The sequence below is a fragment of the Arthrobacter sp. P1_D4 genome, assembly GCF_056406115.1.
The window spans coordinates 669,746-696,530 of record NZ_JBFUAU010000002.1; the positions used below are offsets into that span (position 1 = coordinate 669,746).

Below are 26,785 nucleotides of genomic sequence, written 5' to 3' on the forward strand. Positions count from 1 at the left end.
CTCCGTCCGGGACGAATGCGGGCTACAAATGACAGACGGCAGGGGCTCCCCGGTTGCCCGGGGRGCCCCTGCCGCTGAAGTTCGCAGGCTAGTCCCTACCGTCCTCAGGTTTCTTGGGCTGCGGCTTGAAGTCGACGCCGGCTTCCTTGCGCTGCTGCGCCGTGATGGGAGCGGGAGCCTGGGTCAGCGGATCGAAGCCGCCGCCGGACTTCGGGAACGCGATGACATCGCGGATGGACTCCACGCCGGCCAGCAGGGCAACCACGCGGTCCCAGCCGAAGGCGATGCCGCCATGCGGAGGGGCTCCAAACTTGAAGCCCTCCAGCAGGAAGCCGAACTTGGTCTGGGCGTCTTCCTTGTCCAGGCCCATGAGCTCGAAGACGCGTTCCTGGACGTCGCGCTCGTGGATACGGATCGAGCCGCCGCCAATTTCGTTGCCGTTGCAGACGATGTCGTAGGCGTAGGACAGCGCCGATTCGGGATCGGTGTCGAAGGAGTCCATGAACTCGGGCTTGGGCGAGGTGAACGCGTGGTGGACGGCGGTCCACTTGCCTGCGCCGACGGCGACGTCGCCGGAGGCGACGGCGGCGGCGGCCGGCTCGAACATCGGCGCGTCCACGACCCAGCAGAACGCCCAGTCAGCGGGGTTGATGAGCCCCGTGCGGTGGCCGATCTCGACGCGGGCAGCGCCGAGGAGCGCGCGGGACGGGGTCTTCTCGCCGGCTGCGAAGAAGATGCAGTCACCGGGCTTGGCGCCGACGGCGTCGGCGAGGCCCGCCCGCTCGGTCTCGGTGAGGTTCTTGGCGACGGGACCGGCGAGTTCGCCGTCCTCCTTGTACAGGACGTACGCCAGGCCCTTGGCGCCGCGCTGCTTGGCCCACTCCTGCCAGGCGTCGAGGGCCCGGCGGGCCTGGGAGGCGCCGCCGGGCATGACGACGGCGCCGACGTAGGGCGCCTTGAAGACACCGAAGTTGGTGTCCTTGAAGAATTCGGTCAGCTCGGTGAGTTCCTGGCCGAAGCGCAGGTCCGGCTTGTCCGAGCCGTAGCGGGCCATGGCGTCGTGGTAGGTGATGCGCTGGATCGGCGTCGGGATCTCGACGTCGATCAGCTTCCACAGGGCCTTGACGATGTTCTCGCCCAGACGGATGATGTCGTCCTGTTCCACGAAGCTGGCCTCGATGTCCAGCTGGGTGAATTCCGGCTGGCGGTCCGCGCGGAAGTCTTCATCGCGGTAGCAACGGGCGATCTGGTAGTACTTTTCGAAGCCGCCCACCTGAAGGAGCTGCTTGAACAGCTGCGGGGACTGCGGCAGCGCGTACCAGGAACCCGGCGCCAGGCGTGCGGGGACCACAAAGTCGCGGGCGCCTTCCGGCGTCGAACGGGTCAGCGTGGGGGTTTCGATCTCCACGTAGCCGTCCTGGTGGAGCAGTTCGCGGGCCACCCGGTTGGCTTCCGAACGCAGGCGCAGGTTACGGGCGGGGCCGGGGCGGCGCAGGTCCAGGTAGCGGTGCTTCAGGCGTGCTTCCTCGCCCACCTCAACGTGTTCGTCGATCTGGAACGGCAGCGGGTCCGAGGTGTTGAGGATCGTGACCTTCTCGGCCATGACCTCGATCTCGCCGGTGGGAAGCGCCGGGTTCTCGTTGCCTTCGGGACGCTGGGAGACGGTGCCGACGATCTGCAGCACATACTCGTTGCGCAGTCCGTGGAAGACCTCTTCTTCGCGGACCACAACCTGGGCGACGCCGGACGCGTCGCGCAGGTCAACGAATGCGACACCACCGTGGTCACGACGCCGGCCGACCCAGCCGGCGAGGGTTACGGTTTGTCCAATGTGCTCGGAGCGAAGTGATCCGAGGTCATGTGTGCGCAGCACAGCACGCCTTTCTGAAGAAGACAGAGGGAAAATCAAAAGCGATATCAAAACAATGACGTTCTAATAGGATCGCTACGGGAACGATCCCGTTCGAGTTTACCCGTTGGAAAGGCCCCTTTTGCCATGGCAACCCGGCACAACGGAAGCCAGCCCGGTGACCAGCCCCCGCGTCAGCCCCGCGATCAGCCCGGCGGCCGGCCTGGCCCGCAGCGGCCACCTCAGCGGCTGCAGCGCCGCCTCGGCGTGTTCGATTCCACGGCAATTGGCCTGGGTTCGATGCTGGGCGCCGGCGTGTTCGTCGTGTTCTCCCCCGCCGCAGCCCTGGCCGGGCCGCTGCTGACACTTGCCGTGGCCGTGGCCGGCGTCATCGCCTACTGCAATGCCGTCGCGTCGGCGCAGTTGGCGGCGAGGTACCCCGACAGCGGGGGAACTTACGTGTACGGGCGCCGGCAGCTCGGCCAGTGGCCGGGCTTCATTGCGGGCTGGGGTTTCATCACGGGCAAGACGGCGTCCTGCGCGGCGATGGCGCTGACGTTCGGACACTACGTGGCGCCGGCCTATGCCACGCCGCTGGCGGTCGCCGGCGTCGTCGTCCTCACGGGAGTTAATCTGCTCGGCATCACGCGGACCGCACTGCTGACCAGGATCCTGCTGGCCGTCGTGTTGGCCACGCTCGTCTTCGTCGCCGTGGCCTCCCTGCTCGGTCCGCACCCGAAGGGCGCCCCCGCCGTGTCGGCGGCGCCGGCCTATCCCGCGCCGCCCTCCGGCGGCTGGGGCGTCCTTCCCGCGGCGGGGCTGATGTTCTTCGCCTTCGCGGGTTATGCGCGGATCGCCACCCTCGGCGAGGAGGTCAAGGATCCCGCCCGTACCATCCCGCGGGCCATCCTGGCCGCACTGGCCGGGGCCTTCGTGATCTACCTTGGCCTGGCCGCGCTGCTGCAGTGGCACCTGCCCCCGCAGCAGCTGGCGGGTTCGACGGCGCCGCTGTTGGACGCGGTGGCGGTCTCCCGCCTCGGCGCCGGCGTCCCGTTCGTCCAGGCCGGAGCGGCGGCGGCCTGCCTCGGCGCGCTGCTGGCTCTGATCACCGGGGTCGGCCGGACCACGTTGGCGATGGCGCGGGAACGGGACCTGCCCGCCCCGCTGGCCAGTGTGGGCCGCGCCCGCACCGTCCCGTTCACGGCGGAACTGGCCGTCGCGGCCGCCGTCGTTGTCCTGCTGCTGAGCACTGACGTGATGACCGTGGTCGGATTTTCCAGCTTCGGCGTGCTGGTCTATTACGCCGTGACGAACGCCGCGGCTTTCACACTGGCCGGACGCCCCTGGCATGCGCCGCGCTGGCTCAACGTGCTGGGTTTCCTCGGCTGCCTGGTCCTGGCCGTCACCCTGCCGCCAGCCTCCGTGCTGTTCATGGCGGCGGTGCTGGCGGCAGGGGTGGCCGGGCGGTTCCTCGTCCTGCTGGTGCGCAGGACGCGGGACGCTAGCGGGCCTGCCCGGAAGTCCTAGCTCGCGGCGATTACGCGCACGTGCAGGTCCTCCTCGGAGGGCGTCCACGAGTCCGGGTCGGCGTCGTACTGCTCGCCCGTGCGGATGTCTTTGACCTGGTGCTTGCCGTCGTCGTCAGTGAACCAGACAAACGGAATGCCGCGACGGTCGGCGAACTTGATCTGCTTGCCGAACTTCTCGGCCTTCGCGGCGACCTCAGTGGCGATGCCCCGGCTGCGCAGCTGCGCGGCGACATCCTGTGCGGCGGCCCAGCTGTCGTCGTTGTTCAGCGTCACCAGCACGGCGGTCGGCACGGAGCGCGTGGCCTTGGCCAGGTCCTGGCTCAGGATCCGCGACACCAGCCGGGTGACGCCGATGGAGAGTCCGACGCCGGGGAATTTGCGGTTGCCCTTGCTCGCCAGGGCGTCGTAGCGGCCGCCGGAGCAGATCGAGCCCAGCTGCTCGTGCCCCACCAGGACGGTTTCCACCACGGTGCCGGTGTAGTAATCGAGGCCGCGGGCGATGCTGAGATCGGCGACGACCCGACCCGGCGCGTGCTGGACAGCGGCCGCAATGACCTGCTCCAGCTCGTTCAGGCCTTCCTCCAACAGCTCGTTGGTGACGCCCAGCGCCCGGACCTGCTCCACAAAGGACGTGTCCTTGGTGCGGATGCCCGCGAGCTTCAGGGCAGCCTGCGCCTGATCGTCAGTGGCGCCGAGTTCCTCCTTGAGCAACTCGGCCACCTTCGCCGGCCCGACTTTCTCGAGTTTGTCGATGCTGCGCAGGACGCCCGCGGTGTCCGTGAGGCCGATCCCTGTGTAGAAGCCCTCGGCCAGCTTGCGGTTGTTGATCCGCAGCAGGAAATCGGGGATGGGCAGCGCGTTGAGCGCCTCCGCAATCACCAACGCGATTTCGACGTCGTACCGGAACGGCAGTTCGCCATCGCCGACGACGTCGATGTCCGCCTGGGTGAACTCCCGGGCCCGTCCCTCCTGGGGACGTTCGCCGCGCCAGACCTTCTGGATCTGGTAGCGGCGGAACGGGAACGCCAGGTAGCCGGCGTTTTCCACGACGTACCGGGCGAAGGGCACGGTGAGGTCGAAGTGCAGGGCAAGGGCGTGCGGGTCGAACTTGGCCGCGGAGTCCTCATCGTCCTGGAGCCGGCTGAGGCCATAGACCTCTTTGTCGATTTCCCCCTTGCGCAGCAACTGGCCCACCGTCTCCACGGCGCGGGTCTCGATCGAGGAGAAACCATGGAGTTCGAAGGTCCGGCGCAGCGTGTCCAGCACATGGAGTTCCACCAGCCGCTCCTCGGGAAGCCACTCGGGGAATCCTGACAGGGAGGCTGTGCGTGCCATGGTGAAATTTTCTCCTCTGGGTTACCACTGCGGTATCTCGTTGCTACTGCAGTATCTTCGGGCGCGGGCGTCAGGCGGCATTCTCTCTGTCGAAACGTAACGAAGATAAGCGGCAGACCGGCCAGTCGTGCATAAACTGTGTGCGGCAGTCAGTTTATGCGTTCGGCGCCTGCTTCTTCCAACGGAGCCGGACCCGGCGGGACTGCCGGCAGCTTGCTGCTGCTACCGCGACGGCGCCTACGGCCCCGTCATGGTGGCGGCCATACAACCAGGAGGACCTTTGGCGGCCAGTTCACGCAGCGCACGCGAGGCGAAGCGGCGCGTCCAGCAGATGGAGGCCAGGCGCGGCCTGCGCCGGGACCAGGACAAGCGCCGCAAGCGCGACAACGTCTTCGCCATCAGCGCCGGCACGGCAGCGATTGGCCTGGCTTTGGTGCTTCAGCTGACCGCCTTCGCCTCAAACCCGACCGAAGAGGAATTCGCGGCCGCGCAGGAGGGTCTGAACAGCCCGTCGGCATCCGCCTCACCCACAGCGGCCCCGACGAACGGCGCGAACATCCCCAAGCCGGAGACCGCCGCGGGCAAGACGTTCACGGGCGAGCTCAAGCTGAACCGCGGCACGCTCGGCGTCGAACTCGACGGCACGAAGGCCCCCCAGGCCGCGGCGGTCTTCAAATCCCTTGCTGACCAAAAGTTCTACGACGGCGTCAGCTGCCACCGGCTGACCACGGCCGAGAACTTCGGCGTCCTCCAGTGCGGTTCCAAGGCCGGCGACGGCAGCAGCGACCCGGGCTACACCTGGGGCCCGCTGGAAAACACCCCGCAGGACAACAAGTATCCCGCCGGAACCATCGCAGTGGCCCGGACCGGCGGGAACGCCAACGGCAACGGCACCCAATTCTTCATTGTGTACAAGGACACCGTCATTCCAGCGGATGCCGCCGGGGGCTATACGGTGGTGGGCAAGGTGACCTCTGGACTCGACGTGGTGGGCGGTATTGCCGCCGCCGGACTGAAGCCCGGCGACAACGCCACCGACGGCGCACCTGTGGAACCAGTCACGATAGACTCGTTCTCACTGAAGTAACCAGCCGCGGCCCTCAAGGCCCTGGTCCCGGTATTTCCCTCCAAGCGAAAGACTTCTAGCGGTGACAGACAGTCAGAAATCCGACGAAACATTGGCAACAGCAGCTGCCAACGAAACCGAAACCGAGGCAACCCCCGCCGAGAGTGCAGGCACTGCCGTAGACTCCGACGGCGAGACTGCGGCACCCGAGGCACCAGCCGCGGCCGGCGAGGAACCCGCCGCAGCCGGCGAGGAACTTACCGAGGCATCCGAGCCCACTGTGCCCGCCGTTCCGGCAGAACCCGCCGAGCCGGCGGAGACGGCCGAGCCTGTTGACCAAGCCGAAGCCACCGCCGCCCCGGTTCCGACGCCGGGTCCCGCGCCGGCCGCGCGTCCCGCACCGAGCCCGGCAGCATTTGCCGGCCGGCCGAAGGCCAAGCCGTCTGCGGCCGCACCGGCTCCGGCCCCGGCGGCCGTGTCCTCCGCAGCCTCACTGGCCGAAGCGGCCCGCTGGGGCCGTGTTGAAGGCGACGGCCACGTCTTCCTGACCGTTGACGGCACGGAATACCCCGTAGGCCAGTACCCGGGGGTCAGCGAGGACGAGGCCCTGGGCTACTTCGCCCGGAAGTTCGAGGACGTCGTGGCCCAGATCGTCCTGCTGGAACAGCGGGTGAGTTCCAAGGCGCCCACCGCGGACATGCAGAAGACCGTCACGCACCTGCGCGAGCAGCTCGCCGAGCGGAACATGGTGGGCGACATCCGCTCCGCCGAGGCCCGGCTGGACGCTCTGGTGACACAGATCGGCGAGCTGGAAAAGGCTGAGAAGGCCGAGCACGACGCTGTCCGCGCCGCTGAGCTTGCCGCCCGCGAGGCGATCGTGGCCGAGGCCGAGGAAATTGCCGGCCACGATCCCGCGCAGATCCAGTGGAAGACCTCCAGCGCGCGGATGAACGAACTCTTCGAGAGCTGGAAGACGGCCCAGAAGAGCGGCGTCCGGCTCGGCCGCAGCAATGAGGACGCACTGTGGAAGCGGTTCCGCGCCGCCCGCACGGTGTTTGACCGGCACCGCCGCGCGTACTTCTCCCAGCTGGACAGCAACAATTCGGCGGCCAAGGCCGCAAAGGAGAAGCTCATCACCGAGGCCGAGGCCCTTTCGTCCTCGACCGACTGGGGTTTTGCCGCCGGCGAATACCGCCGCCTGATGGATGAGTGGAAAGCCTCTCCCCGCGCCAGCCGCAAGGACGACGACGCGCTGTGGGCCCGCTTCCGCGCCGCACAGGACGTCTTCTTCACCAACCGCCAGGCAGCCAACGACGAGATCGACCAGGAGTACGGTGCGAACCTGGTGGTAAAGGAAGCGCTCCTGGTGGAAGCCAACGAGCTCCTGCCGATCAAGGATCTCGCGGCAGCCAAGAAGGCACTGCAGTCCATCCGGGACCGCTGGGAAGAAGCCGGCAAGGTGCCGCGTGCCGACATGGGCCGCATCGAAGCCGGCCTGCGGAAGGTGGAGGACGCTGTCCGCCACGCCGAGGACGAAAACTGGAAGCGCTCCAACCCGGAGACGAAGGCGCGCACCAACAGCGCCCTCACCCAGCTCGAGGCCGCCATTGCCGGCCTCAAGGAAGATCTGGCCAAGGCGGAGAAGGCCGGCGATGAGCGCAAGATCAAGGCCGCCCGGGAAGCCCTCGAGGCACGCCAGGCCTGGCTGGAGCAGCTCGAGCGCTCAGCGAGCGAACTCTCCTAGGCACGCGGCACCTCAGTACGAAGTACACCAGCAGGTCAGTCCAGGCCCCGTTTCGGTTATCCACATGACCGGCACGGGGCCTGTTCTATGTCCGGGGAACCGGGAACGATGGCGGAATGGTAATCATGCCCCGCGCTCCCACCGCTCCGCCGGTTCCGGGCCGGCACGCCCTGGTGCCGGGACCTCCGGTACCGGGGACTCCAAGTCCAGGTGCGGGGCCGGAACACTGCGAGCTCTACTCCCCCGGCGCGCTGTTCTCCTGGCCGGAGCTGCAGGCCATGGCCGCCGACGGCGTGCTGACGCAGCTGTATCAGCGCGGCTACCTACCGCCCGGCTCCCATGCCAGTCCGCAGCTTCGCGCGCGGGCCGCGTCCCTGGTGGTGGCCCCGGCGATCCGGCAGCGGGTCGTGGCTGGCCGGATGACCGCGGCATGGATCTATGGGTGTGCCACGGAGCCGGACCGCCTGGCGCTGCTGGTTGACGCCAACCGGCGGATCTCAAGTCTGCGGTCCGTGCGCGGCTGCACCTTCCACGAAGTTCGGCTGGGGCCGTTCGACGTCGTGAGCATGGGAGGCCTGATGGTGTCCAGCCCGCTGCGCACGGCCGTGGACGTGGCGATGCACGTGGACGCGGAGCGGGCCGTGCCGGCCCTCAGGGCGCTGTTGGCTCGTCCCGGGCTGGGCGTCCGCCTGCGGCTGCTCAGGCTCGCCGTGGAGGCGAGTCCGCGCGTTCCGCATAAGAGGGCGGCCCTGGCGAAGCTCGCCGCCCTCGCGGCAGAGCCGGCGGCGCCAGATTGATCCCGTGCAGAAAGCGGTGGACCGCGGCCTGAACTGCCGGGTCAGCTGCGGCGGCGGTTTCCGGTGGTGCGGTACACGTCGAAGACGCCGTCGATTCTGCGGACCGCGCTGAGCACGTGGCTGAGGTACTTCGGGTCGCCCATCTCGAAGGCAAACTTGGAGATTGCCACCCGGTCAGTGGACGTGTGCACGCTCGCCGCCAGGATGTTGACGTGGTTTTCCGAGAGCACCCGGGTGACGTCGGAGAGCAACGATTTGCGGTCCAGCGCCTCGACCTGGATTTCCACCAGGAACACGCTGGACTGTGTGGGGGCCCAGTCCACCTCCACGATCCTGTCCGGCTGGTCCATCAGGCCGCTCACGTTGGTGCAGTCGGTCCGGTGCACGGAGACCCCGGAGCCACGCGTGACGAAGCCCAGGATCGGATCCGGCGGGACCGGCGTGCAGCACCGGGCGAGCTTGACCCAGACGTCGTCCACGCCGCGGACAACGACGCCGGAATCGGAGAACCGGGCCTTGCTGACCTGGGTGGGGATGGAGACCTCGGTGAGGGCATCGTCCGGGTGCTCGTTCCCGCCCAGGCTCTCCACCAGGCGTTCCATCACGGACTGGGCGGAGGTGTGGCCGTCGCCCACGCCAGCGTAGAGCCCGGAGATGTCAGCGTATTTGAAGTCCTCGGCGATCGCCGCGAGGGCGTCGTGGGTCATGAGCCGCTGCAGCGGCAGGTTTTGCTTCCGCATCGCTTTGGTCAGCAGGTCCTTGCCGCGGTCAATCGCTTCCTCGCGGCGTTCCTTGCTGAACCATTGCCTGATCTTGTTCCGGGCCCGGGCACTCTTGACGAAGTGCTGCCAGTCCTGGCTGGGGCCGGCTCCTTCGGCCTTCGAGGTGAAGATCTCGACCCAGTCGCCGTGGTTCAGTTCGCTGTTGAGCGGAACGAGCTTGCCGTTGACGCGTGCGCCGATAGTCCGGTGGCCCACCTCGGTGTGCACGGCGTACGCGAAGTCGACGGGTGTGGACCCGGCGGGGAGGGCCATGACCTCGCCCTTGGGGGTGAAGACGAACACTTCCCGGGCGTTGATTTCAAAGCGGAGGGAGTCGAGGAATTCGCCGGGGTCCGACGTTTCCTGCTGCCAGTCCACGAGGGAACGCAGCCAGCCCATGTCGCCGTCGCGCGGGCTGCCGGGGCCGGCCGCCGTCCGGTTCGGCTGGTCCTTGTACTTCCAGTGCGCGGCGACGCCGTACTCGGCCCGGCGGTGCATCTCGTGGGTGCGGATCTGGATTTCGACCGGCTTGCCGCCGGGACCGATCACCGTGGTGTGCAGCGACTGGTACATGTTGAACTTGGGCATCGCGATGTAGTCCTTGAACCGCCCGGGCAGGGGGTTCCAGCGCGAGTGCATCGCGCCCAGGGCCGCGTAACAGTCCCGGACAGAATCGACCAGAACGCGCACGCCCATGAGGTCGTTGATGTCGTCGAAGTCTTTGTCGCGGACGATCATCTTCTGATAAATCGAGTAGTAGTGCTTTGGCCGCCCGGTGATCGTGGCCTTGATCTTCGCGGCCCTGAGGTCCTCGGTGATCTGGTTGCGGATGACCCCCAGGTTCTTTTCGCGTTCCGGGGTCCGGTCCCCCACCATGCGCACGATTTCCTCGTACACCTTCGGATAGAGGGCAGCGAAGGACAGGTCCTCCAGCTCCCACTTGATCGTGTTCATGCCAAGCCGGTGGGCCAGCGGCGCGAAGATTTCCAGCGTTTCCCGGGCCTTGCGGGCCGAGGACTCAGCCGAGACAAAACGCCACGTGCGGGCATTGTGGAGCCGGTCGGCGAGTTTGATCATCAGGACGCGGATGTCCTTGGCCATGGCGACGACCATTTTGCGCACGGTCTCGGACTGGGCCGCCTCACCGAAGCTGACCTTGTCCAGCTTCGTGACGCCGTCCACCAGCATGGCCACTTCCGGACCGAACTCGGTCTTCAGGTCGGCGAGGGTGTAGGACGTGTCTTCGACGGTGTCATGCAGCAGGGCCGCGGCCAGCGTGGTGCCGCTGAGGCCGAGTTCGGCGAGGATGGTGGCCACTGCGACGGGGTGGGTGATGTACGGGTCGCCGCTCTTGCGCTTCTGGCCCCGGTGGCAGCGCTCGGCGACCACGAAGGCGCGCTGGATGAGATCGAAATCCTCTTTGGGGTTGTTGGCGCGCACAGTGCGCAGCAACGGCTCCAAAATCGGCGAGTAGGCCGGAGTACCACGGCCCGTCAGCCGGGCAAGGCGGGACCTCGTGCGCTCGCGCCGGCCGGGAAAAGTGGGCCGGGCACCGGAGTTGTCCACCGGCACGGGAACATCGGGGCGTCCGGGAACCACCAGGCCAGTCTGTGAACCCTGGCCTTGGCCCTTGTCCGCAGGTGCCTCCGGCACCGGCGTCGAACGTTCTTCCAATGGAGCACCTCTCGCGACCGGTTAATTATTCAAGTGTATTCCCGCAGCAGGATACTTCGATAACCGGCGGGGATACGGCGACGGGCCGGAGGCCGTCGAAAACGACGGTCTCCGGCCCATTTGTGGCCGCTTGGGACGGTTCAGGCGGKGGCGGGCGAAGCCGGCGACTCGGCTTTGGCTGCCGCGTCAACACGCCTCTGTTCCACCCGTTTGGCCTGCTTGACCAGGTCGGGTTCGCCCTGCCGCAGCGCGGCGTACAGCGGAGCCGCGATGAAGATCGTGGCGGCAGTACCCACCAGGATGCCCACGAACAGCGCCAGGGACAGGTCCCGCAGGGTTCCGGCACCGAGCAGCCCGGCACCGATGAAGAGGATCGCGCCGACCGGCAGGATGGCCACCACCATGGTGTTAATGGACCGGACCAGGGTCTGGTTGATGGCGAGGTTGACCTCTTCGGCGAAGGTCCGCCGGGTGGAGGCCTGCATGTCGGAGGTGTTCTCCCGGATCTTGTCGAACACCACCACGGTGTCGTACAGCGAGTAGCTGAGCACCGTGAGGAAGCCGATGATGGCCGACGGCGTCACTTCGAAGTCGCTGAGGCCGTAAACACCGGCGGTCACGAACATCGTGACGGCCATGCCGACAAGTGCCGAGAGCGACATCTTCCAGGTCCGGAAGTAGAGCGCCATCAGGACGGCGGCCAGGCCCACAAAGATTGCCAGGCCCATCAGCGCCTGCTTCGTGACGTCCGCACCCCAGGTGGGGCCGACGAAGGTCGAGGTAACTTCGTTATCCGTCACGCCGTAGGCCTTGGTGAGGCCTTCCTTGATCTGCAGCGTCTCGTCGTCGGAGAGCTTGTCCGTCTGGATGCGCATGGTGGTGCCGGCGACGTTAGCCACGCGCGGCACGGACCCCGCCACGACGTCCTTGACGGCCTTCTCGCCGAGGGAGGCCTCGGTGGTCTTGACGTTGGAGACCGTGAACTCGGAGCCGCCGCGGAACTCGATGCCGAGGTTGAACCCACCCTTGGCGACCGGGATCAGGATGGAGAGGGCGACGGCGATCCCGGCGATCAGGAACCACAGCTTCCTGTAGCCGACGAAGTCGTACGAGCGCTTGCCCGTGTACAGCTCATTGCCGAATGTTGAGAAGTTGACCATTTACTTGCCCTCCTTGGACGCGCTCTTGGAGGTACCGGCGAGCTGTGCCTGTTGTGCCTGATCCTGCTTTTCGGCGAGGCGGCGTTCTGCAATGGTCATCCGGCGTTCTGCCTCGGCGGCGGCGCCGGTGTTCTTCGCGCGCACCACTGCCACGGGCTTGTCCTCCGGGGTACGGACCCGGCCGGCACCGCGGTACAGCGGGACGGCGCCGAGGCGCTTCGGGTCCAGGCCCGAGAACCGGTGGCCTTCGCCGAAGAACTTGGTGCGGGCCAGCAGCTGCAGGGTGGGGTGGGTGAACATGAAGACGACAATGAGGTCGGCGATCGCGGTGAGGCCGAGGGTGAACGCGAAGCCGCGGACGTTGCCCACTGCCACGAAGAACAGCACGACGGCCGCGAGAAGGTTCACGGCCTTGGACGCGAGAATGGTGCGCTTGGCCCGCTTCCAGCCGTTTTCGACGGCCGAGACCAGGCCGCGGCCTTCGCGGAGCTCATCGCGGATGCGTTCGAAGTAGACGATGAACGAGTCGGCTGTCTGGCCGATGGCCACGATCAGGCCCGCGACGCCGGCGAGCGAAAGCCGGTAGTTTTCGGTCCAGCCGAGGATGGCGATGGCCAGGAACGTCAGCACCCCGGCGATCACGAGGGAGGCCACGGTCACGAGGCCAAGGGCCCGGTACTGGAACAGCGAGTAGACAAACACCAACAGGAGGCCGATCACGCCGGCGAGCATACCCATGCGAAGCTGCTCACCGCCGAGGGTTGCCGAGATCTGCTGTTCGCTCTGGATTTCGAAGCTGATCGGCAGGGCACCGAAACGGAGCTGGTCGGAGAGGGCCTTGGCCGACTCCTCGGTGAATCCGCCGGTGATCTGCGGCCGGCCGTCGGTGATGACGGCGAGGGAGCGCGGGGCGGAGATGACCTGGTCGTCCAGGACGATCGCGAACTGGGATTTCGGATCCGAGCCGGTCTGGCCGCCGCCGGCGGCGTAGAACTGGTACAGGCGCTCGGTGATTTCCTTGAACTTGGTGGTGCCCGCGTCATCGAACTGGATGTTGACGGCCCATTCATTGGTCACGGCACCCTGTGCGCCGCGCTGCAGCTGGAAAGAGGAGGACTTGATGTTCGAGCCCTTCACCTCCACCGGACCGAGGATGTACTTGATGGCCGGCGAGTTGGCCGAGGCCGGCTCGCAGGTCACCAGCGGCTTGGTCGGGTCGGAGCGCTGCTGCTTGTCCTGGGAGGGGTTGTCGCAGTCGAGGGCCTCGAACTGCTTGTAGACCTCGGGGGTAATCCAGTTCTCGTCGCTGCTGTTGGCGGGCGCGGCTGTCGGCTTCGGCAGCTGGGCATCCGGGGTCCTGGAGGCGGCGGGGACTGCTGCGCCGGGGCCGGTCTGGATGACCGGGCGGAAGTTCATGTCGGCGGAAGCCTGGATCAGCGCACGGGTTTCCTTGGCAGGGGTTCCTGGGAGGCTGACGACGACGTTGCGGCCGGACTGCGTGCTAATTTCCGCTTCCGCGACGCCCGAGCCGTCCACGCGCTGGCGAATGATCGCCACGGCCTGGTTGAGCTGGTCTTCGGTGATACCCGAACCGCCCTCAACCTTGGGCGCCAGGATCATCTGGGTGCCACCTTCAAGGTCCAGTGCGAGCTTTGGAGCCCAGCCCGCCTGGCCGGCCATCGTGCCGCCCGCCAGTACAGCCGTCATGGCGGCGATGATTACGCCAAGCCAGACCAGCATCCTGATGGCTGAGTTTTTGGGGCCAGTTCGTGCCATTGTCGATCTTTCTATTATTTACGGCGGATCCGCCGGCGCGGGCTCTGGGCCCCGCCGACGGATACCCGCAACCGTTGCTTCGCGGGATAGCTCAGGTAGGCAGACTAGCTGTCTTTTTTGCCTTCATCGTTGAGGCGGCGCAGGGTTTCCTCGGGCGTTTCGGTGCGCGGCGCATCGTGGACGGGGGCGCTGGCGTCGGTCCCCTCAGCACCCAGCTTCTCGGTGGTCAGCGAGGACGCGTCGTCCGGAACGACCGTGGGCTCCTCGGCGGCGACAACCGGCTCCACAATTTTGGTGACGGCCTGGCGGTGCACGGTGGCGGTGTTCCCCGGGGAGAGCTCCAGCGTGACCTTGTTCTCGGCCTCATCGATGTCGATGATCCGGCCAAACAACCCGAAGCTCGTCATGACCTCGACGCCGGGGCCGAACTTCGACTGGAGCTGCGCCTGCTGCTGCTGCGTTTTCTTGTTGCGGCGGAACATCATGAAGACGAACACGCCAAGCATCACGAACAGGAGAATTGTCATTAGATCCAAGGGGAAAGTTCCGTTCTTTACTTGCATAGCTGTTTTTCAGCAACGTCCGTTTGTTCCTGACGGCGCGGGCAGGGGTCTGCGCAGCAAACTGGCAGCGAGACCGTCCCCCAGACCGCCGGCGGCTACCTGCTCTCCGCCCACGGAAACAAAACCCGGACGTGCCGAGCGTCATACCAGTCTAAAGGGAAAAGCTGAAAGAACGGTGCTAGCGGCTGTTTCGGATCCACTGAGGATCGGTTTCTTCGCCGGGATCCCCGCCGGACCCGCCGATCGGGCTCTCGCCCAGCTCGTCGGCCTGGAACAGTTCCAGCGGGTCCTGGCCGAAGGCACCGGCCGGAATGGCGAAGCCCAGGTGTGTCCATGCCGGCGCCAGGGCTATCCTGCCGCGCGGCGTCCGGCCCAGGAGTCCTTCACGCACCAGATAGGGCTCGGCGACCGTTTCCACGGTCTCCGTTTCCTCGCCGACGGCGATCGCGAGCGTGGACAGGCCTACCGGCCCGCCGCCGAACTTGGTGATGAGGGCCTCGAGAACGGCACGGTCCAGCCGGTCCAGGCCCCGCTTGTCCACCTCGTACATGTCCAGGGCCGCGGAGGCCGCCCGCGCGTCGATTTGCTCGATGCCATGCACGAGCGCCCAGTCCCGGACGCGGCGCAGGAGCCGGTTGGCGATGCGTGGCGTGCCCCGGGACCGGCCGGCAATCTCGCTGAACCCGGCGGAGTTGACCTTCAGGTCCAGCAGGCCGGCGGAGCGGCGCAGGACCAGTTCCAGCTCCTCAACGGAGTAAAACTCGAGGTGGCCGGTGAAACCGAACCGGTCCCGCAGCGGGCCGGGAAGGAGGCCGGCCCGCGTGGTGGCGCCGACCAGGGTGAAGGGCGGCAGCTCCAGCGGAATGGCCGTGGCGCCGGCGCCCTTGCCGACGACGATATCGACGCGGAAATCTTCCATCGCCATGTACAGCATTTCCTCGGCCGGCCGGGACATGCGGTGGATTTCATCCAGGAACAGGACCTCGCCCTCCGAGAGCGAGGACAGGATGGCCGCAAGGTCGCCCGCGTGCTGGATGGCCGGGCCGCTGCTGATCCGCAGCGGGACGTTCATTTCGGCGGCGATGATCATGGACAGCGTGGTCTTGCCCAGGCCGGGAGGGCCCGAGAGCAGCACGTGGTCCGCGCTGCGCCCACGCATGCGCGAGGCCTCCAACACGAGGGAGAGCTGCTTGCGGACCCGGTGCTGGCCCACGAAGTCGTGCAGGTTCTTGGGCCGCAGGGCGGCTTCGATGACCCGCTCCTCCGGTTCCTCTCCCCCGGCGACGATCGACGGCTCAGCCACGCGCGCCTACCCGGTTCCCGGCGCGGGCGCCGTCCTGGCCCAGCCAGCGCAGCGTCGCGCGGAGAATCTCCGCTACATTGCCGTTCGCCGCGAGGTCCGGGGAATCGGCCAGGGACTTGTCGATGCTGGCCGTGGCATCCTTTTCGGACCAGCCCAGGCTGGTCATCGCGGCCACCACCTGCGGCTTCCAGACGGATTCCGCGGACACGGCCGCGACAGGCGCGCCGGCGGTGCCGTGCGGCACAAGCTTGCCGGCGAGTTCGAGCACGATCCGGCCAGCCACCTTCGGTCCGATGCCGGGGACCTTCGTGAAGGCCTTGCCGTCGCCGGAGTGGGCGGCCACCCGGATGGCTTCGGGCTCGTGGACGGCCAGCACCGCCAGGGCGAGGCGGGGACCGACGCCGCTGACGCTGAGGAGCACATCAAACACCTCGCGTTCGTCATCGCTGGCGAAGCCGAACAGGGTCAGCGAGTCTTCCCGCACGATCAGGGACGTGAACAGCTTTCCCTCCTCACCCACCCGAAGGCCGCTGAGGGTCTGCGGTGTGGCGTTGACGCTCATGCCGGCGCCGTTGAGGTCGATCACGGCGGAGGACAGGCCAACATGCGCAACGGTTCCGCGAAGAAAACTGATCAAGGCCGGGCTCCTGGTCTAACTGGCGTCTACAACTGGGTGATGAAAGAACGTACAGCCGGGCACGCCGACTATCCGAACATATCTACGAATACCCTACCAAGCCCCGCTGCGTCACAGCCGGACATTCAGCGCGCACGGCGCGCTTTTGCCTCCGCGTCCGCCCACGCCCGCTGCGCCGGAGTGAGGGACTGGCTGCCCGGCCCAGTCGTGGCTACGGCGGCCCCGCTGCCGGCCCGCCAAGCGTGGGTGATGGCCAACGCAAGGGCGTCGGCGGCGTCGGCCGGGCGCGGAGGCGCGTCCAGCCGGAGGATCTTGGTCACCAGCTTGGTGACCGCATCCTTGTTCGAGGTCCCGCTTCCCGTCACGGCTGCCTTGACCTCGGACGGGGTGTGCAGCGCCACCGGGATGCCACGGCGCGCGGCGGCCGCAATGACCACCCCGGAGGCCTGCGCCACCCCCATGACCGTGCTGACGTTGAGCTGGGAAAAGACCCGCTCCACGGCGAGCACCTGGGGTTCGTAGCGGTCCAGCCACTCGTCGATGGACGTGGCGATGACCAGCAGCCGCTGGTCCAGGCTCTCCTCGGGAGAGGTGCCCACAACGCCGAAGGCCACCAAAGTGGCCCGCCGGTTCCGCTCGACGTCGACAACGCCGATCCCGCAACGGGTGAGGCCCGGGTCAACCCCCAACACGCGCAGCGTCACGGTTGGGCCGTCAAGACCGGGCCCCAAAGTCACGTTTGGGTGAGCGGGTCACTCGGCTTCCAGTGCGGCCTGCACTTCGTCGCTGAGGTCGGCGTTGCTGTACACGTTCTGGACGTCGTCGAGCTCTTCCAGGGCGTCCACCAGCTTCATGAACTTCTTGGCGGCATCAAGGTCCAGCGGCACCTGCATGGACGGCACAAACTCGGCCTCGTCGGTGTCGTACTCAATTCCGGCTTCCGTGAGGGCATCGCGAATGGCCTGGAGGTCGGTCGGCTCGGAGTGGATCTCGAAGCTGTCGCCGTTGTCCTTGACTTCCTCGGCCCCGGCATCCAGCACGGCCATCAGGACGTCGTCCTCGGTCAGGCCGTTCTTCGGCAGCGAGACGACGCCCTTGCGGGAGAAGAGGTAGCTGACGGAGCCGGGATCGGCGATCGTGCCGCCGTTGCGGGAGATGGCGAGCCGGACCTCGGAGGCGGCACGGTTCTTGTTGTCCGTTAGGCACTCGATCAGCAGCGCGGAACCCTGCGGGCCGCGGCACTCGTACATGATTTCGGTGTAATCGACGACCTCGCCGGTGAGCCCGGCGCCGCGCTTGATGGCGCGGTCGATATTGTCAGCGGGCACCGACGTCTTTTTCGCCTTGGTGACGGCCAGTTCCAGGCTGGGGTTGCCGGAGAGGTCGGGGCCGCCCATGCGCGCGGCGACTTCGATGTTCTTGATCAGCTTGGCGAACGACTTGGCCCGGCGGCTGTCAAGGATGGCCTTCTTATGCTTGGTCGTCGCCCATTTGGAGTGGCCTGACATGCTTTACGCTTCTCCTCTGATCATTCGAATAAACAGTTCATGCACGCGCTTCTCCCCCGTCACTTCCGGGTGGAAGGAGGTGGCCAGCAGCTTGCCGGAACGCACTGCAACAATTCTAGCCGTCCCGTCCAGTACAGCGGCATGCGAGGCATGCTCCGGGTCCGCGGGTTCCGCCTGCGCCAGGACCTCCACCCCTGGACCCACGCGCTCCACCCACGGGCCTCGGATGAACACGGCATGGACGGGAGCCACGCCGGAGCCGGTGTCGCTGAACCCGAGCCCCCTGAAGTCAAGGTCCGTCTCGAAGGACTCACGCTGCCGGCCGAAGGCGTTGCGGCGCACGGTGATGTCGAGTCCGCCGAACGTCTGCTGCGGGTTTCCGGCGAGGTCCTTCGCCGGGTCCGCGATCTCGTCCGCCAGCAGGATCATCCCGGCGCACGAGCCGTAGACGGGCAGGCCGGCCTGGATGCGTTCGCGCAGCGGACCCCGGAGCCCGAAGATCCGGGAGAGCTTGTCGATCGTGGTCGATTCGCCGCCGGGGATGATGAGCCCGTCCAGGCCGTCGAGTTCGGCGGGACGCCGGATCCCGACGCCGGCGGCACCGGCGGCTTCCACGGCATGCAGATGCTCCCGGAAATCGCCCTGCAGCGCCAGGACGCCGATCCGGAGCCCCGTTCCCACGCGGGATTCAAGGGAAAAAGAAGGGGTGGTCATCCCCACAGCATAATGCTCTGCGCGGCACGGTACGCATGGAAGACGCATGCAGCGGCCCCGGGCGTCCGGGTTCCATGCCGCTGCTGGGATATATTACAGAGCATGCTTTACTTCAGCGTTCCGCTCGGCAAGTTCGTCCGCCGGGTCTCCCGGCTCAGGGGCGGAGGCTCGGCCCTCCCCGGGCTTGTGGTCGAAAAAATCGACCCCGATTTCATGCGGCGGACGCTGTCCACGCTGCCGCTGGGGGTCGCCGTCGTCAGTGGCACGAACGGGAAGACCACCACCACAAAGATGGTCGTGGAACTGCTCGAGAGCCAGGGACTGAAAGTCTTCACCAACCGCACCGGCAGCAACTTCACCCGGGGCGTGGCCGCGGCCCTCCTGGGCGAGGTCGACTGGCGGGGCCGGCTCGATGCCGACGTCGCGGTCCTGGAACTGGATGAGGCGCATGCCGTCCACTTCGTCAACAAGGTCCCGCCGCGGTACAGCCTCCTGCTCAACGTCCTCCGCGACCAGCTGGACCGGTTCGGCGAGATCGACAAGACCGCCGAACTGCTCCAGCACATCGCGTCCAAGACCACCGGGACCGTGGTCCTGAACCGGGAAGACCCGCGCGTCGCCCGGATCGCCCAGACCCTGGACGGGCCGGAGGTGCTCTACTTCGGCCTCGACGATTCCCTGCTGAGCACCTTCCCCAACGACGACGACATGCGCGCCGCCCCGGGCAGCCCGGTGCCGGCCGCCCCCGCCCGGCCCGCCGCCGACGTCGTGTTGCGCCGCGTGGGCGCCGACGACGCCGATTTCGAGTACGACGGCGCGACGGTCACCACGGGGATGAAACTGCGCGGCGTCTACAACATCTTCAATGCCGCCGCCGCGCTGACCCTGGCCCGCGGCGTCTCCGGCGCCCGCGGCACCGGGACCGACCAGGCCGGCCTGCTCACGGCGCTGTCCAAGGTGGCGCCGGCGTTCGGCCGCGGCGAAAGCCTCGTGGTCGATGGCCTGCCGCTGGAACTGGTCCTGGTCAAGAACCCCAGCGGTTTCCGGCTCGGCCTCAAGTCGTTCCCCGCCGCCGGGTACGCCACGATGATCGCGATCAACGACAACTACGCAGACGGCCGGGACATGTCCTGGCTGTGGGACGTCGAATTCGACACGCTCCGCGACAGCGGCGTGGACCAGCTCACGGGCTCGCGCGCGTATGACATGGCGCTGCGCCTGCAGTACGACGACGTCGCGATCGGCGCCGTCGACACGGAGATTGCGCCGGCACTGGCAGCCTTCATCCGCGGCGGCGAAGGCAAGCCGAAGAGGATCTTCTGCACCTACACGGCCATGCTGGCCATCCGCCGCGAGCTGTCCAAAATCACCACAGTGGAGGTGGTCTCATGACCCCCGGTTCCCCCGAAACCCCGCACGAGCTGTCCTTTGGGCACGAACTTCCGCCCGAAGATTCCGCGGCTCCCAGCAAGGGAACCATCCGGGTCCTGCAGCTCTACCCGCGGGACATGAACATTTACGGCGACTGGGGCAACGCCCTGGTCCTCGCGCAGCGCCTGCGCTGGCACGGCTACACGCCGGAACTGCTCGAGTACAACGTTGGTGACCCGTTCCCTGCGGACGTGGACCTGATCGTCGGTGGCGGCGGACAGGACAGCGGACAGCTCGTCATCCAGGACGACCTCCTCTCGCGCGAGTCCACCCTGAAGCAGATGGCCGACGACGGCACCCCGATGCTCGTGATCTGCGGGCTGTACCAGCTGTTCGGAAAATTCTTCAAGACCCGGCTCGGGTCCGTCCTTCCGGGCATCGGCATCCTGGACGTGGAAACCCACGGCACCGACGAGCGCCTGATCGGCAACGTCGCGGTCTCCTCCCCCGAATTCGGCAGCATCCTCGGCTACGAAAACCACAGCGGCCAGACCACTCTGGGACCGGGTGTCGAACCGCTCGGGACGACGGCCAAAGGCACCGGCAACAACAGCACGGATGGCCAGGAGGGAGCCCGCTACCGCAACATCGTGGCGAGCTACCTGCACGGCTCGCTGCTGCCCAAGAACCCGGCTCTCGCGGATTTCCTGATCCGGACCGCCGTCGAACGTAAATACGGCAGCTTCACCCCGGGCACGCCGGATGACTCCTACGCGGTGCTGGCGCGGGAACACGCCGCCCGCCGGCCACGCTGACTTAGGTGGCAGGCGCCGAGGGCGGCACGGTCCGGATTGGGCGCGACACCCCGGAGCGCGAGGACGTCCTGCAGCTCCTTGACGAACACCTCGCCGACATGTACGCGACCTCCCCGCCGGAAAGCGTCCACGCCCTTGATCCCGCCGCGCTGGCCGGATCCGGCATCAGCTTCTGGACCGCCCGGCAGGACTCACGGCTCCTGGGCTGCGCGGCGCTGAAACACCTGGCTCCCGGCGACGCCGAGATCAAGTCGATGCGCACCGCGAATGCAGCCCGCGGGCGCGGCGTTGCGTCGGCGCTGCTCCGCCACCTCCTGGCCGAGGCCCGGCACAGCGGCTACGAACGCTTGTTCCTGGAGACGGGGAGCCAGGAGTTCTTCGTTCCCGCGCGGCGGCTGTACGAGCGGCACGGCTTCACGGACTGCCCGCCATTTGCCGGCTACGAAGCCGACCCCAACAGCGTCTTCATGTCCCTGCTCCTGGACGCCGGGTAGCTGCCGGGCAGCTTTCCATGGACCCCGCCTGCCCTTATCGGCTCCGGACGAAGGCCAGGACGTCGCGCGGCACCCGCCTGCTCGATCCTGCCCGGATATGGCCCCATCGCTCGTAGACGATCAGGGTGCAGTCTGGAATCAATTGCGCGGTCTCCTCCGCAACCGCCCTCGGGAAGAACGCGTCCCGGCCGCCGCAGAGCAGCAGGACGGGCGGACGAATGAGCGGCAGTACCGCCCGCGCATCGAATGCGAACTCGGCCCGCGCCTCCGTCAGGACGTCCGCGGCGGGGCATCCGGAGGGGTCCAGCACGCGGCGGCCGACGACAGGTCCCAGCAGTTCCCGCAGCCACCGGGTCCGCGGACCCGGTAAGAGGTACTCGGCCAGGACCGTCCCGGCGCGGCCTGGGTCTCCGGCAGCAACGGCGGCGGCCATCCGCTCGTCCACGTCCTTGCCCCACGCGCTCAGTTCGGCCGCCGTGACCACCATCGCGATGTGCCCGAAGGACTGGGGATGGCGGGCGGCCAGATACTGCCCGATCATCCCGCCGAATGACTCGGCCACCACCACGCCGACCCGGCCGCCGAACTCCTCGGCGATCAGCCGGGCGTAGTCGTCCGCCATGTCGGCGCTGGTGTGCGACGCCGGCATGTTCCGCCGGCGGGTGACAATCCAGATCGCGTACCCGGCCTCCTGATAGGCGGCAAACTCCCGCCGGAACAGTCCGCGCAGCACCCCCTGGGGCACGAAGCTCCCCGGTCCGCCCTGGACGAACAAGAGCGTCTTCGGGCCCCCGCCCCACGTCAGGTATTCCATCCCATTGCTGAACGTCCCGCTCCTGGATTCCCGATCCCGCCGGTTTGCCCGGGCCATGATGCCGCCGGCCTACGGTGTTATCTGCGTCGTCGGCTTCGGCGTCGGCAGCGGCTGCGGCTGCCGGAGAAGCTCCGCGAACTCCGCCGGCCGGGATGCCGGCCACCAGTGGCCGCTGTCCACCCGGATCACCGTGAGGTCATCCACCCAGGAATCCAGTCCGTCCACGAGGTCCGGCGACAGGAAGGAATCCCTCAGCGGCACCACCACCTGGACGGGCAGCGTCACGCGGCCGCCGGCCGGCCAGTTCACCGCCGAGAAGAAATTTGCGCGGTAAAGGGCCAGGCCGCGGATGGGATCATCGCCGACGTCGCGCTTGGCCGTCTGCCCATAGCGTTTCGTGAGGAAGAGGCGCCAGGCGGCCTCCGGCAACTTCGGCACAAGGAAGGCGGCGATGTACCAGCTGCGGGCCAATTGTCCGGCCAGCTGCGGCCACGCCCGGGGACGTGCATACCGGCTCCGCACCCAGCGTGCGAAGTGCCGCAGGTCCGGGCCCGAGATGGACGTGTACCGGCCGATCAGGACCGCGGCCCTGGGGTCCTGGACGGCGGCCCAGCCCTGGATTGAGCCCCAGTCATGGCCCACAAGATGGACATCCACGGCTCCGACGGCGGCCAGCACGGCAAACATGTCATCCACGAGCGTCTTCAGGGTGAAGTCCCCGGGGAGGCCCATGACGGCGGACGCGCCCGCGTTCCGGGTGTCGTAAGCGACCACGTGGTGGCTTCGGGCCAGATCACGGATGGCCGGCAGGAAGACCTGATGATCGTCCGGATAGCCGTGTACCAGCAGCAGCGTCGGCACTTCGGGTCCCGGCTCCCTGCCATACTCGAACACGGCAAGCTCGGCCCCGCTGGACGCGACGGTGCTCCGCCGTTCGTTGATCATCTCCATGCCGCCCAAGCTTAGGGCCCCGGGGTGAGAATAAGCTCATGGGCGCCCGCCGCCGCGGCGCCCATCGACTCCAGCACGGCCGTGGTGCGCCGGCGCGTGGCCGCGTCCGCCGCCGTTCCGGCGCAACGGCCCTGCGGCGCGTCGGCCGCCACCGAACACCAGCGGTAGGGTCCGCGGACCATCACCGACGGCGCCCAGGCCAGGTCCGAGGCGGCCCAGGACCCGGCCGCGTCCTGGCTGAACTGCACCCGGACCAACAGGCCCTCGTTGTTGACCACGAACGACGGCGAGAGCTCGGTGATGCCGTTGCCGAGCCCGTACACAATCCAGGTTCCCTTGTACTTCTCGATCGGCAGCACCGAATGGCTGTGGTGGCCGTAGATCAGGCTGAACAAGCCGCTGTCCACGAGCGCATGGGCGACGTCGCGCTGCTGGGTGTTGGGCTCGGCTGAGTACTCCTCCCCGGCGTGCATGACCCCCAGCACAATGTCCGCGCCCAAAGCCCTAGCCTTGCGTGCCTTGGAAATCATGGCATCGGGATCGAGCAGGTCGACCTGCCAGGGCTGCTCGGCGCGCAGCCCGTTGAGGCCGTATGCGGCATCAATGACGGCGATTCTGGCCGCGGGGGTCTGCAGGATCAGGATGCCCTGGGACTCTGCCTCGGTCCGGTACGAGCCCGTGTGCCGGAGTCCGGCGGCGTCGAGGGCGTCCAGGGTGCGGATGAGTCCCGCGGTGCCGCGGTCAACGGTGTGATTGCTGGCCGTGGTGCAGGCCTGATAGCCCACGCCGCGCACGGCGGTGATGATCTGCGGCGGAACGTTGAAGGAGGGATACCCGGAGAAGGGTCCGTCCGGGCCGGCCACCGGGGTCTCCAGGTGGCAGATCGCCACGTCGCTCTGCGCGATGTAGCGCCGCTGGCCCTCCAGCAGCGGCGCGAAGTCCAGCCCCGCGGCGCCGGCGGCGCGGGCGTCCTCGCGGGCCTGCTGCCAGAGCTGGGGATGGACCAGCATGTCCCCGGTGACCAGGACGGAGGTGCACCGGACGGCCGCACAGCCTGGACCCTTCCCGGGCGTCGGCGTCGGCGTCGGCGTCGGTGTGGGCGTCGGGGTGCCCGACGGCGGCTGGGCAACGTCGGATGTTCCGCCGGTACCGCCGGCCGTGGGACCCGGGGGGTTATCCGGCCCGGCGAGGAGCCCGCAGGATGCCAGCATCGACCCGAGAACAACGGCCGTTGCTGCGGTCAGGATCCGGCCCCGCGGCCCCGCGGTCTTGTTCTCCATGCCGCTCATCCTATGGTGGGCGGCATCAGAACACACGGAGGCGATCGTTGAGAAGCGGCCGCCTGCATGAAAGAGTCATTTCATGACCAATCCCCTCCTGAGCCCCAGCACCCTGCCCTATGGACTGCCGCCGTTTGCGGATATCGACGACGCGCACTACGCCGAGGCCGTCGAGGCCGGCCTGGCCGAGCACCTTGCCGAAATCCAGGCCATCGTGGACACCCCGGCTGCCCCGACCTTCGAAAACACGGCCCTCGCCATGGAACGCTCCGGCCGGCTCCTGGACCGGGCCGCCGCGTCCTTTTTCACTCTGGTTTCCGCGGACGCCTCGGACACCATCCGGGACCTCGAGACCCGTCTGTCCCCGCTCTTTGCCGCCCACCAGGACGCCGTCTACCTCAACCGCGGGCTCTACGAGCGCTTCGCGGCGCTGGACGCAGCAGTCCTGGACGCGGAATCCGCCCGGCTCGTGGAGGAATACCTCAAGGAGTTCCGGGCCTCCGGCATCCAGCTCGACGACGCCGGCCAGGAGCGCCTCAAGGAGGTCAACGCCGAGCTGTCCCGGCTCGGCACCGAGTTCGGCCAGCGCGTCAAGGAGGGCATGAAGTCCGCTGCCCTGCTGCTGGATGACGCCGCCGACCTCGCGGGCCTGCCCGCCGACGACGTCGCCAGCGCCGCCGAGGCCGCCCGGACCGCCGGGCACGAGGGAAAGTTCCTGCTGACCCTGATCCAGCCGAGCAACCAGCCTGCCATGGCCGCGCTGGCGAACCGGGAGATCCGCCGTCGCCTCTACGAGGCTTCCATCGGCCGCGGCAGCGACGGCGGCAGCTTCGATGTGCTCGACCTGGTCAAGGACATGGTCCGGCTCCGCGCCGAGAAGGCCAGCCTTCTCGGGTTCGCGAACTTCGCCGAACTCAGCGTGGACCGGCAGACGGCACCGGACTTCCAGGCCGTTCAGGCAATGATGAGCCGGCTGGCCCCGGCCGCCGTCCGCAATGCCGACGCAGAGGCCGAGGCGCTGGCCGAGGCCGCCGGCCACCCCCTCGAGGCCTGGGACTGGGCGTATTACTCGGCCAAGGTCAAGCGGGAGCGGTATGCCGTGGATGAACAGGCCCTGCGCCCGTTCTTCGAGCTGGACCGGGTTTTGAATGATGGTGTGTTCTTCGCGGCGAACGCCCTGTACGGCGTCACCTTCCACGAACGCGCCGACCTCGCCGGCTACCACCCGGACGTGCGCGTCTGGGAGGTGAAGAATTCCGACGGCACGGACCTGGGCCTTTTCCTAGGCGATTACTACACGCGGGAGACGAAGCGCGGGGGCGCGTGGATGAATTCCCTCGTGGAGCAGTCAGGGCTCTTGAATACCCGACCCGTGGTGATCAACAACCTCAACATCTCCAAGCCGCCGGCCGGCGAGCCCACCCTGCTGACGCTGGACGAGCTCCGCACCACCTTCCACGAGTTCGGCCACGCCCTGCACGGCCTGTTTTCCGCCGTCACCTATCCTCGGTTTTCCGGCACGAACGTACCGCGGGACTTTGTGGAATACCCTTCGCAGGTCAACGAAATGTGGATCATGTGGCCCGAGGTCCTGGCCAACTATGCCCGGCACCACGCCACCGGTGAGCCCCTGCCGCCGGAGACCGTGGACAAGCTCAACGCCGCCCAGCTCTGGGGCGAAGGATTCGGCACCACGGAATACCTCGGCGCTGCCCTGCTGGACCTGGCGTGGCATGTCCTGGACGGCTCTGACATCCCGGATGACGCCGTCGAGTTTGAAGAGAAGGCGCTGGCCGCGGCCGGCGTAGCGCACAGCCTGATTCCGCCGCGCTACCGGACCGGCTACTTCCAGCACATCTTCGCGGGAGGCTGGTACGCCGCCGGCTACTACTCCTATATCTGGAGCGAGGTCCTGGACGCTGACACCGTGGAATGGTTCAAGGAAAACGGCGGCCTCAGCCGGGCCAACGGCAATTTCTTCCGGGCCGAGCTGCTTTCCCGCGGCAACAGCCGGGACCCACTGGAGTCCTTCCGCGCCTTCCGCGGCCGGGACTCGGATCTCGGGCCGCTGCTGAAGCGCCGCGGCCTCGACTGATTCTTCACACAAAAAAGCGACGGCGGCCGGCCACCGAAGGAGGTGACCGGCCGCCGTCGTCGTTCAATCAGGAGCGCAAGGCGAAGGGCGGCGTGATCCGGCAGCGTGCGTAAAAGGGGCCCCGCGCCCCGGGCAGCCGATCAGCTGCCAACAGGGCGCGGGGAATAGCACGCAGAGGATCAGCGCCGTCCGGCGCCGCCAAAGGCGCGAACGTTACCAGCCGCGCTCGGCGAGGCGGTGCGGCTGCGGGATCTCGTCGACGTTGATGCCGACCATGGCCTCGCCCAGGCCGCGGGAGGCCTTGGCGATCTCGTCCGGGTCGTCGTAGAAGGTGGTGGCCTTCACGACGGCGGCGGCACGCTGGGCCGGGTTGCCGGACTTGAAGATGCCGGAGCCGACGAACACGCCGTCGGCGCCGAGCTGCATCATCATCGCGGCGTCGGCCGGGGTGGCGATGCCGCCGGCGGTGAACAGCACCACCGGGAGCTTGCCGGTCGCGGCAACTTCCTTGACCAGTTCGTACGGGGCCTGCAGCTCCTTGGCCGCGAC

At 67.7% G+C, this 26,785-nt stretch carries 23 protein-coding genes; 8 read left to right on the plus strand and 15 right to left on the minus strand.

What is annotated here, in order from left to right:
• Positions 1-88: 88 nt before the first annotated feature.
• Positions 89-1,873, minus strand: coding sequence for an aspartate--tRNA ligase (gene aspS / locus AC1D0A_RS04105; RefSeq protein ID WP_028277684.1), 1,785 nt, complete (start codon positions 1,871-1,873; stop codon positions 89-91).
• A gap of 123 nt (positions 1,874-1,996) precedes the next feature.
• On the opposite strand from aspS, the gene AC1D0A_RS04110 reads away from it, so the two are divergent.
• Positions 1,997-3,376 carry an APC family permease gene (locus tag AC1D0A_RS04110; RefSeq protein ID WP_476945230.1) on the plus strand — a complete coding sequence of 460 codons (1,380 nt, stop codon included), beginning with the start codon at positions 1,997-1,999 and terminating at the stop codon, positions 3,374-3,376.
• On the opposite strand, the gene hisS is transcribed toward AC1D0A_RS04110, so the two are convergent.
• Positions 3,373-4,713, minus strand: coding sequence for a histidine--tRNA ligase (gene hisS, locus AC1D0A_RS04115; RefSeq protein ID WP_476945231.1), 1,341 nt, complete (start codon positions 4,711-4,713; stop codon positions 3,373-3,375). The genes AC1D0A_RS04110 and hisS overlap by 4 nt on opposite strands.
• A 280-nt stretch (positions 4,714-4,993) precedes the next feature.
• On the opposite strand from hisS, the gene AC1D0A_RS04120 reads away from it, so the two are divergent.
• The 3 genes from AC1D0A_RS04120 to AC1D0A_RS04130 all read left to right on the plus strand — a co-directional run bounded on the left by AC1D0A_RS04120 (position 4,994) and on the right by AC1D0A_RS04130 (position 8,320).
• The gene (locus tag AC1D0A_RS04120; RefSeq protein ID WP_243177354.1) at positions 4,994-5,800 is read left to right on the plus strand and encodes a peptidylprolyl isomerase; all 807 of its coding nucleotides are present in this window, start codon (positions 4,994-4,996) and stop codon (positions 5,798-5,800) included.
• A 61-nt stretch (positions 5,801-5,861) separates the two neighbouring features.
• A complete protein-coding gene (locus AC1D0A_RS04125; protein ID WP_476943649.1) occupies positions 5,862-7,523 on the plus strand; it encodes a DUF349 domain-containing protein in 1,662 nt (553 codons plus the stop codon).
• A gap of 116 nt (positions 7,524-7,639) precedes the next feature.
• Positions 7,640-8,320, plus strand: coding sequence for a hypothetical protein (locus tag AC1D0A_RS04130; RefSeq protein ID WP_476945232.1), 681 nt, complete (start codon positions 7,640-7,642; stop codon positions 8,318-8,320).
• Between the two features lie 41 nt (positions 8,321-8,361).
• On the opposite strand, the gene AC1D0A_RS04135 is transcribed toward AC1D0A_RS04130, so the two are convergent.
• The 9 genes from AC1D0A_RS04135 to pdxT form a co-directional block, all read right to left on the minus strand.
• Positions 8,362-10,680 carry a RelA/SpoT family protein gene (locus AC1D0A_RS04135; protein ID WP_439954080.1) on the minus strand — a complete coding sequence of 773 codons (2,319 nt, stop codon included), beginning with the start codon at positions 10,678-10,680 and terminating at the stop codon, positions 8,362-8,364.
• Positions 10,681-10,895: 215 nt separating this feature from the next.
• Positions 10,896-11,915 (minus strand): protein translocase subunit SecF, encoded by a 1,020-nt coding sequence (gene secF / locus AC1D0A_RS04140; protein WP_476945233.1) that lies wholly within the window; start codon positions 11,913-11,915, stop codon positions 10,896-10,898.
• Entirely contained in the window at positions 11,916-13,691 is a 1,776-nt protein-coding gene (gene secD / locus AC1D0A_RS04145; RefSeq protein WP_028277692.1) for a protein translocase subunit SecD, read from the minus strand.
• A gap of 104 nt (positions 13,692-13,795) precedes the next feature.
• The gene (gene yajC, locus AC1D0A_RS04150; RefSeq protein WP_028277693.1) at positions 13,796-14,218 is read right to left on the minus strand and encodes a preprotein translocase subunit YajC; all 423 of its coding nucleotides are present in this window, start codon (positions 14,216-14,218) and stop codon (positions 13,796-13,798) included.
• A gap of 214 nt (positions 14,219-14,432) precedes the next feature.
• Positions 14,433-15,557 (minus strand): Holliday junction branch migration DNA helicase RuvB, encoded by a 1,125-nt coding sequence (gene ruvB, locus AC1D0A_RS04155; RefSeq protein ID WP_028277694.1) that lies wholly within the window; start codon positions 15,555-15,557, stop codon positions 14,433-14,435.
• Positions 15,550-16,194 carry a Holliday junction branch migration protein RuvA gene (gene ruvA, locus AC1D0A_RS04160; protein ID WP_018773177.1) on the minus strand — a complete coding sequence of 215 codons (645 nt, stop codon included), beginning with the start codon at positions 16,192-16,194 and terminating at the stop codon, positions 15,550-15,552. Before ruvA ends, ruvB begins: the two co-directional genes overlap by 8 nt.
• Before the next feature lie 125 nt (positions 16,195-16,319).
• Positions 16,320-16,898 (minus strand): crossover junction endodeoxyribonuclease RuvC, encoded by a 579-nt coding sequence (gene ruvC, locus AC1D0A_RS04165; protein WP_079554348.1) that lies wholly within the window; start codon positions 16,896-16,898, stop codon positions 16,320-16,322.
• 48 nt (positions 16,899-16,946) lie between these two features.
• Positions 16,947-17,702: a YebC/PmpR family DNA-binding transcriptional regulator gene (locus tag AC1D0A_RS04170; RefSeq protein ID WP_243177349.1), complete on the minus strand. Its 756-nt coding sequence runs from the start codon at positions 17,700-17,702 to the stop codon at positions 16,947-16,949.
• Between the two features lie 3 nt (positions 17,703-17,705).
• Entirely contained in the window at positions 17,706-18,416 is a 711-nt protein-coding gene (pdxT, locus tag AC1D0A_RS04175; protein ID WP_476945234.1) for a pyridoxal 5'-phosphate synthase glutaminase subunit PdxT, read from the minus strand.
• Between the two features lie 102 nt (positions 18,417-18,518).
• Here pdxT and AC1D0A_RS04180 point away from each other — a divergent pair, with 102 nt between their 5' ends.
• From AC1D0A_RS04180 to AC1D0A_RS04190, 3 genes are read left to right on the plus strand one after another with little or no spacing between them, the layout of a single operon-like run.
• Entirely contained in the window at positions 18,519-19,808 is a 1,290-nt protein-coding gene (locus tag AC1D0A_RS04180; RefSeq protein ID WP_028277698.1) for a Mur ligase family protein, read from the plus strand.
• Positions 19,805-20,602, plus strand: coding sequence for a type 1 glutamine amidotransferase (locus AC1D0A_RS04185; RefSeq protein ID WP_459384953.1), 798 nt, complete (start codon positions 19,805-19,807; stop codon positions 20,600-20,602). The genes AC1D0A_RS04180 and AC1D0A_RS04185 overlap by 4 nt, the downstream gene beginning before the upstream one ends.
• A 5-nt stretch (positions 20,603-20,607) precedes the next feature.
• Positions 20,608-21,096 (plus strand): GNAT family N-acetyltransferase, encoded by a 489-nt coding sequence (locus AC1D0A_RS04190; RefSeq protein ID WP_476943641.1) that lies wholly within the window; start codon positions 20,608-20,610, stop codon positions 21,094-21,096.
• 34 nt (positions 21,097-21,130) lie between these two features.
• On the opposite strand, the gene AC1D0A_RS04195 is transcribed toward AC1D0A_RS04190, so the two are convergent.
• The 3 genes from AC1D0A_RS04195 to AC1D0A_RS04205 form a co-directional block, all read right to left on the minus strand.
• The gene (locus AC1D0A_RS04195; RefSeq protein WP_476943640.1) at positions 21,131-21,910 is read right to left on the minus strand and encodes an alpha/beta fold hydrolase; all 780 of its coding nucleotides are present in this window, start codon (positions 21,908-21,910) and stop codon (positions 21,131-21,133) included.
• Positions 21,911-21,979: 69 nt separating this feature from the next.
• The gene (locus AC1D0A_RS04200; protein WP_476943639.1) at positions 21,980-22,861 is read right to left on the minus strand and encodes an alpha/beta fold hydrolase; all 882 of its coding nucleotides are present in this window, start codon (positions 22,859-22,861) and stop codon (positions 21,980-21,982) included.
• Between the two features lie 11 nt (positions 22,862-22,872).
• Positions 22,873-24,141, minus strand: a complete 1,269-nt coding sequence (locus AC1D0A_RS04205; RefSeq protein WP_476945235.1) for a CapA family protein — start codon at positions 24,139-24,141, stop codon at positions 22,873-22,875.
• An 82-nt stretch (positions 24,142-24,223) separates the two neighbouring features.
• Here AC1D0A_RS04205 and AC1D0A_RS04210 point away from each other — a divergent pair, with 82 nt between their 5' ends.
• Positions 24,224-26,236, plus strand: a complete 2,013-nt coding sequence (locus AC1D0A_RS04210) for a M3 family metallopeptidase (RefSeq protein ID WP_476945236.1) — start codon at positions 24,224-24,226, stop codon at positions 26,234-26,236.
• Between the two features lie 213 nt (positions 26,237-26,449).
• Here AC1D0A_RS04210 and AC1D0A_RS04215 read toward each other — a convergent pair.
• Positions 26,450-26,785 (minus strand): beta/alpha barrel domain-containing protein (locus AC1D0A_RS04215; protein WP_476945237.1); only part of this gene is annotated, 336 nt, incomplete at its 5' end.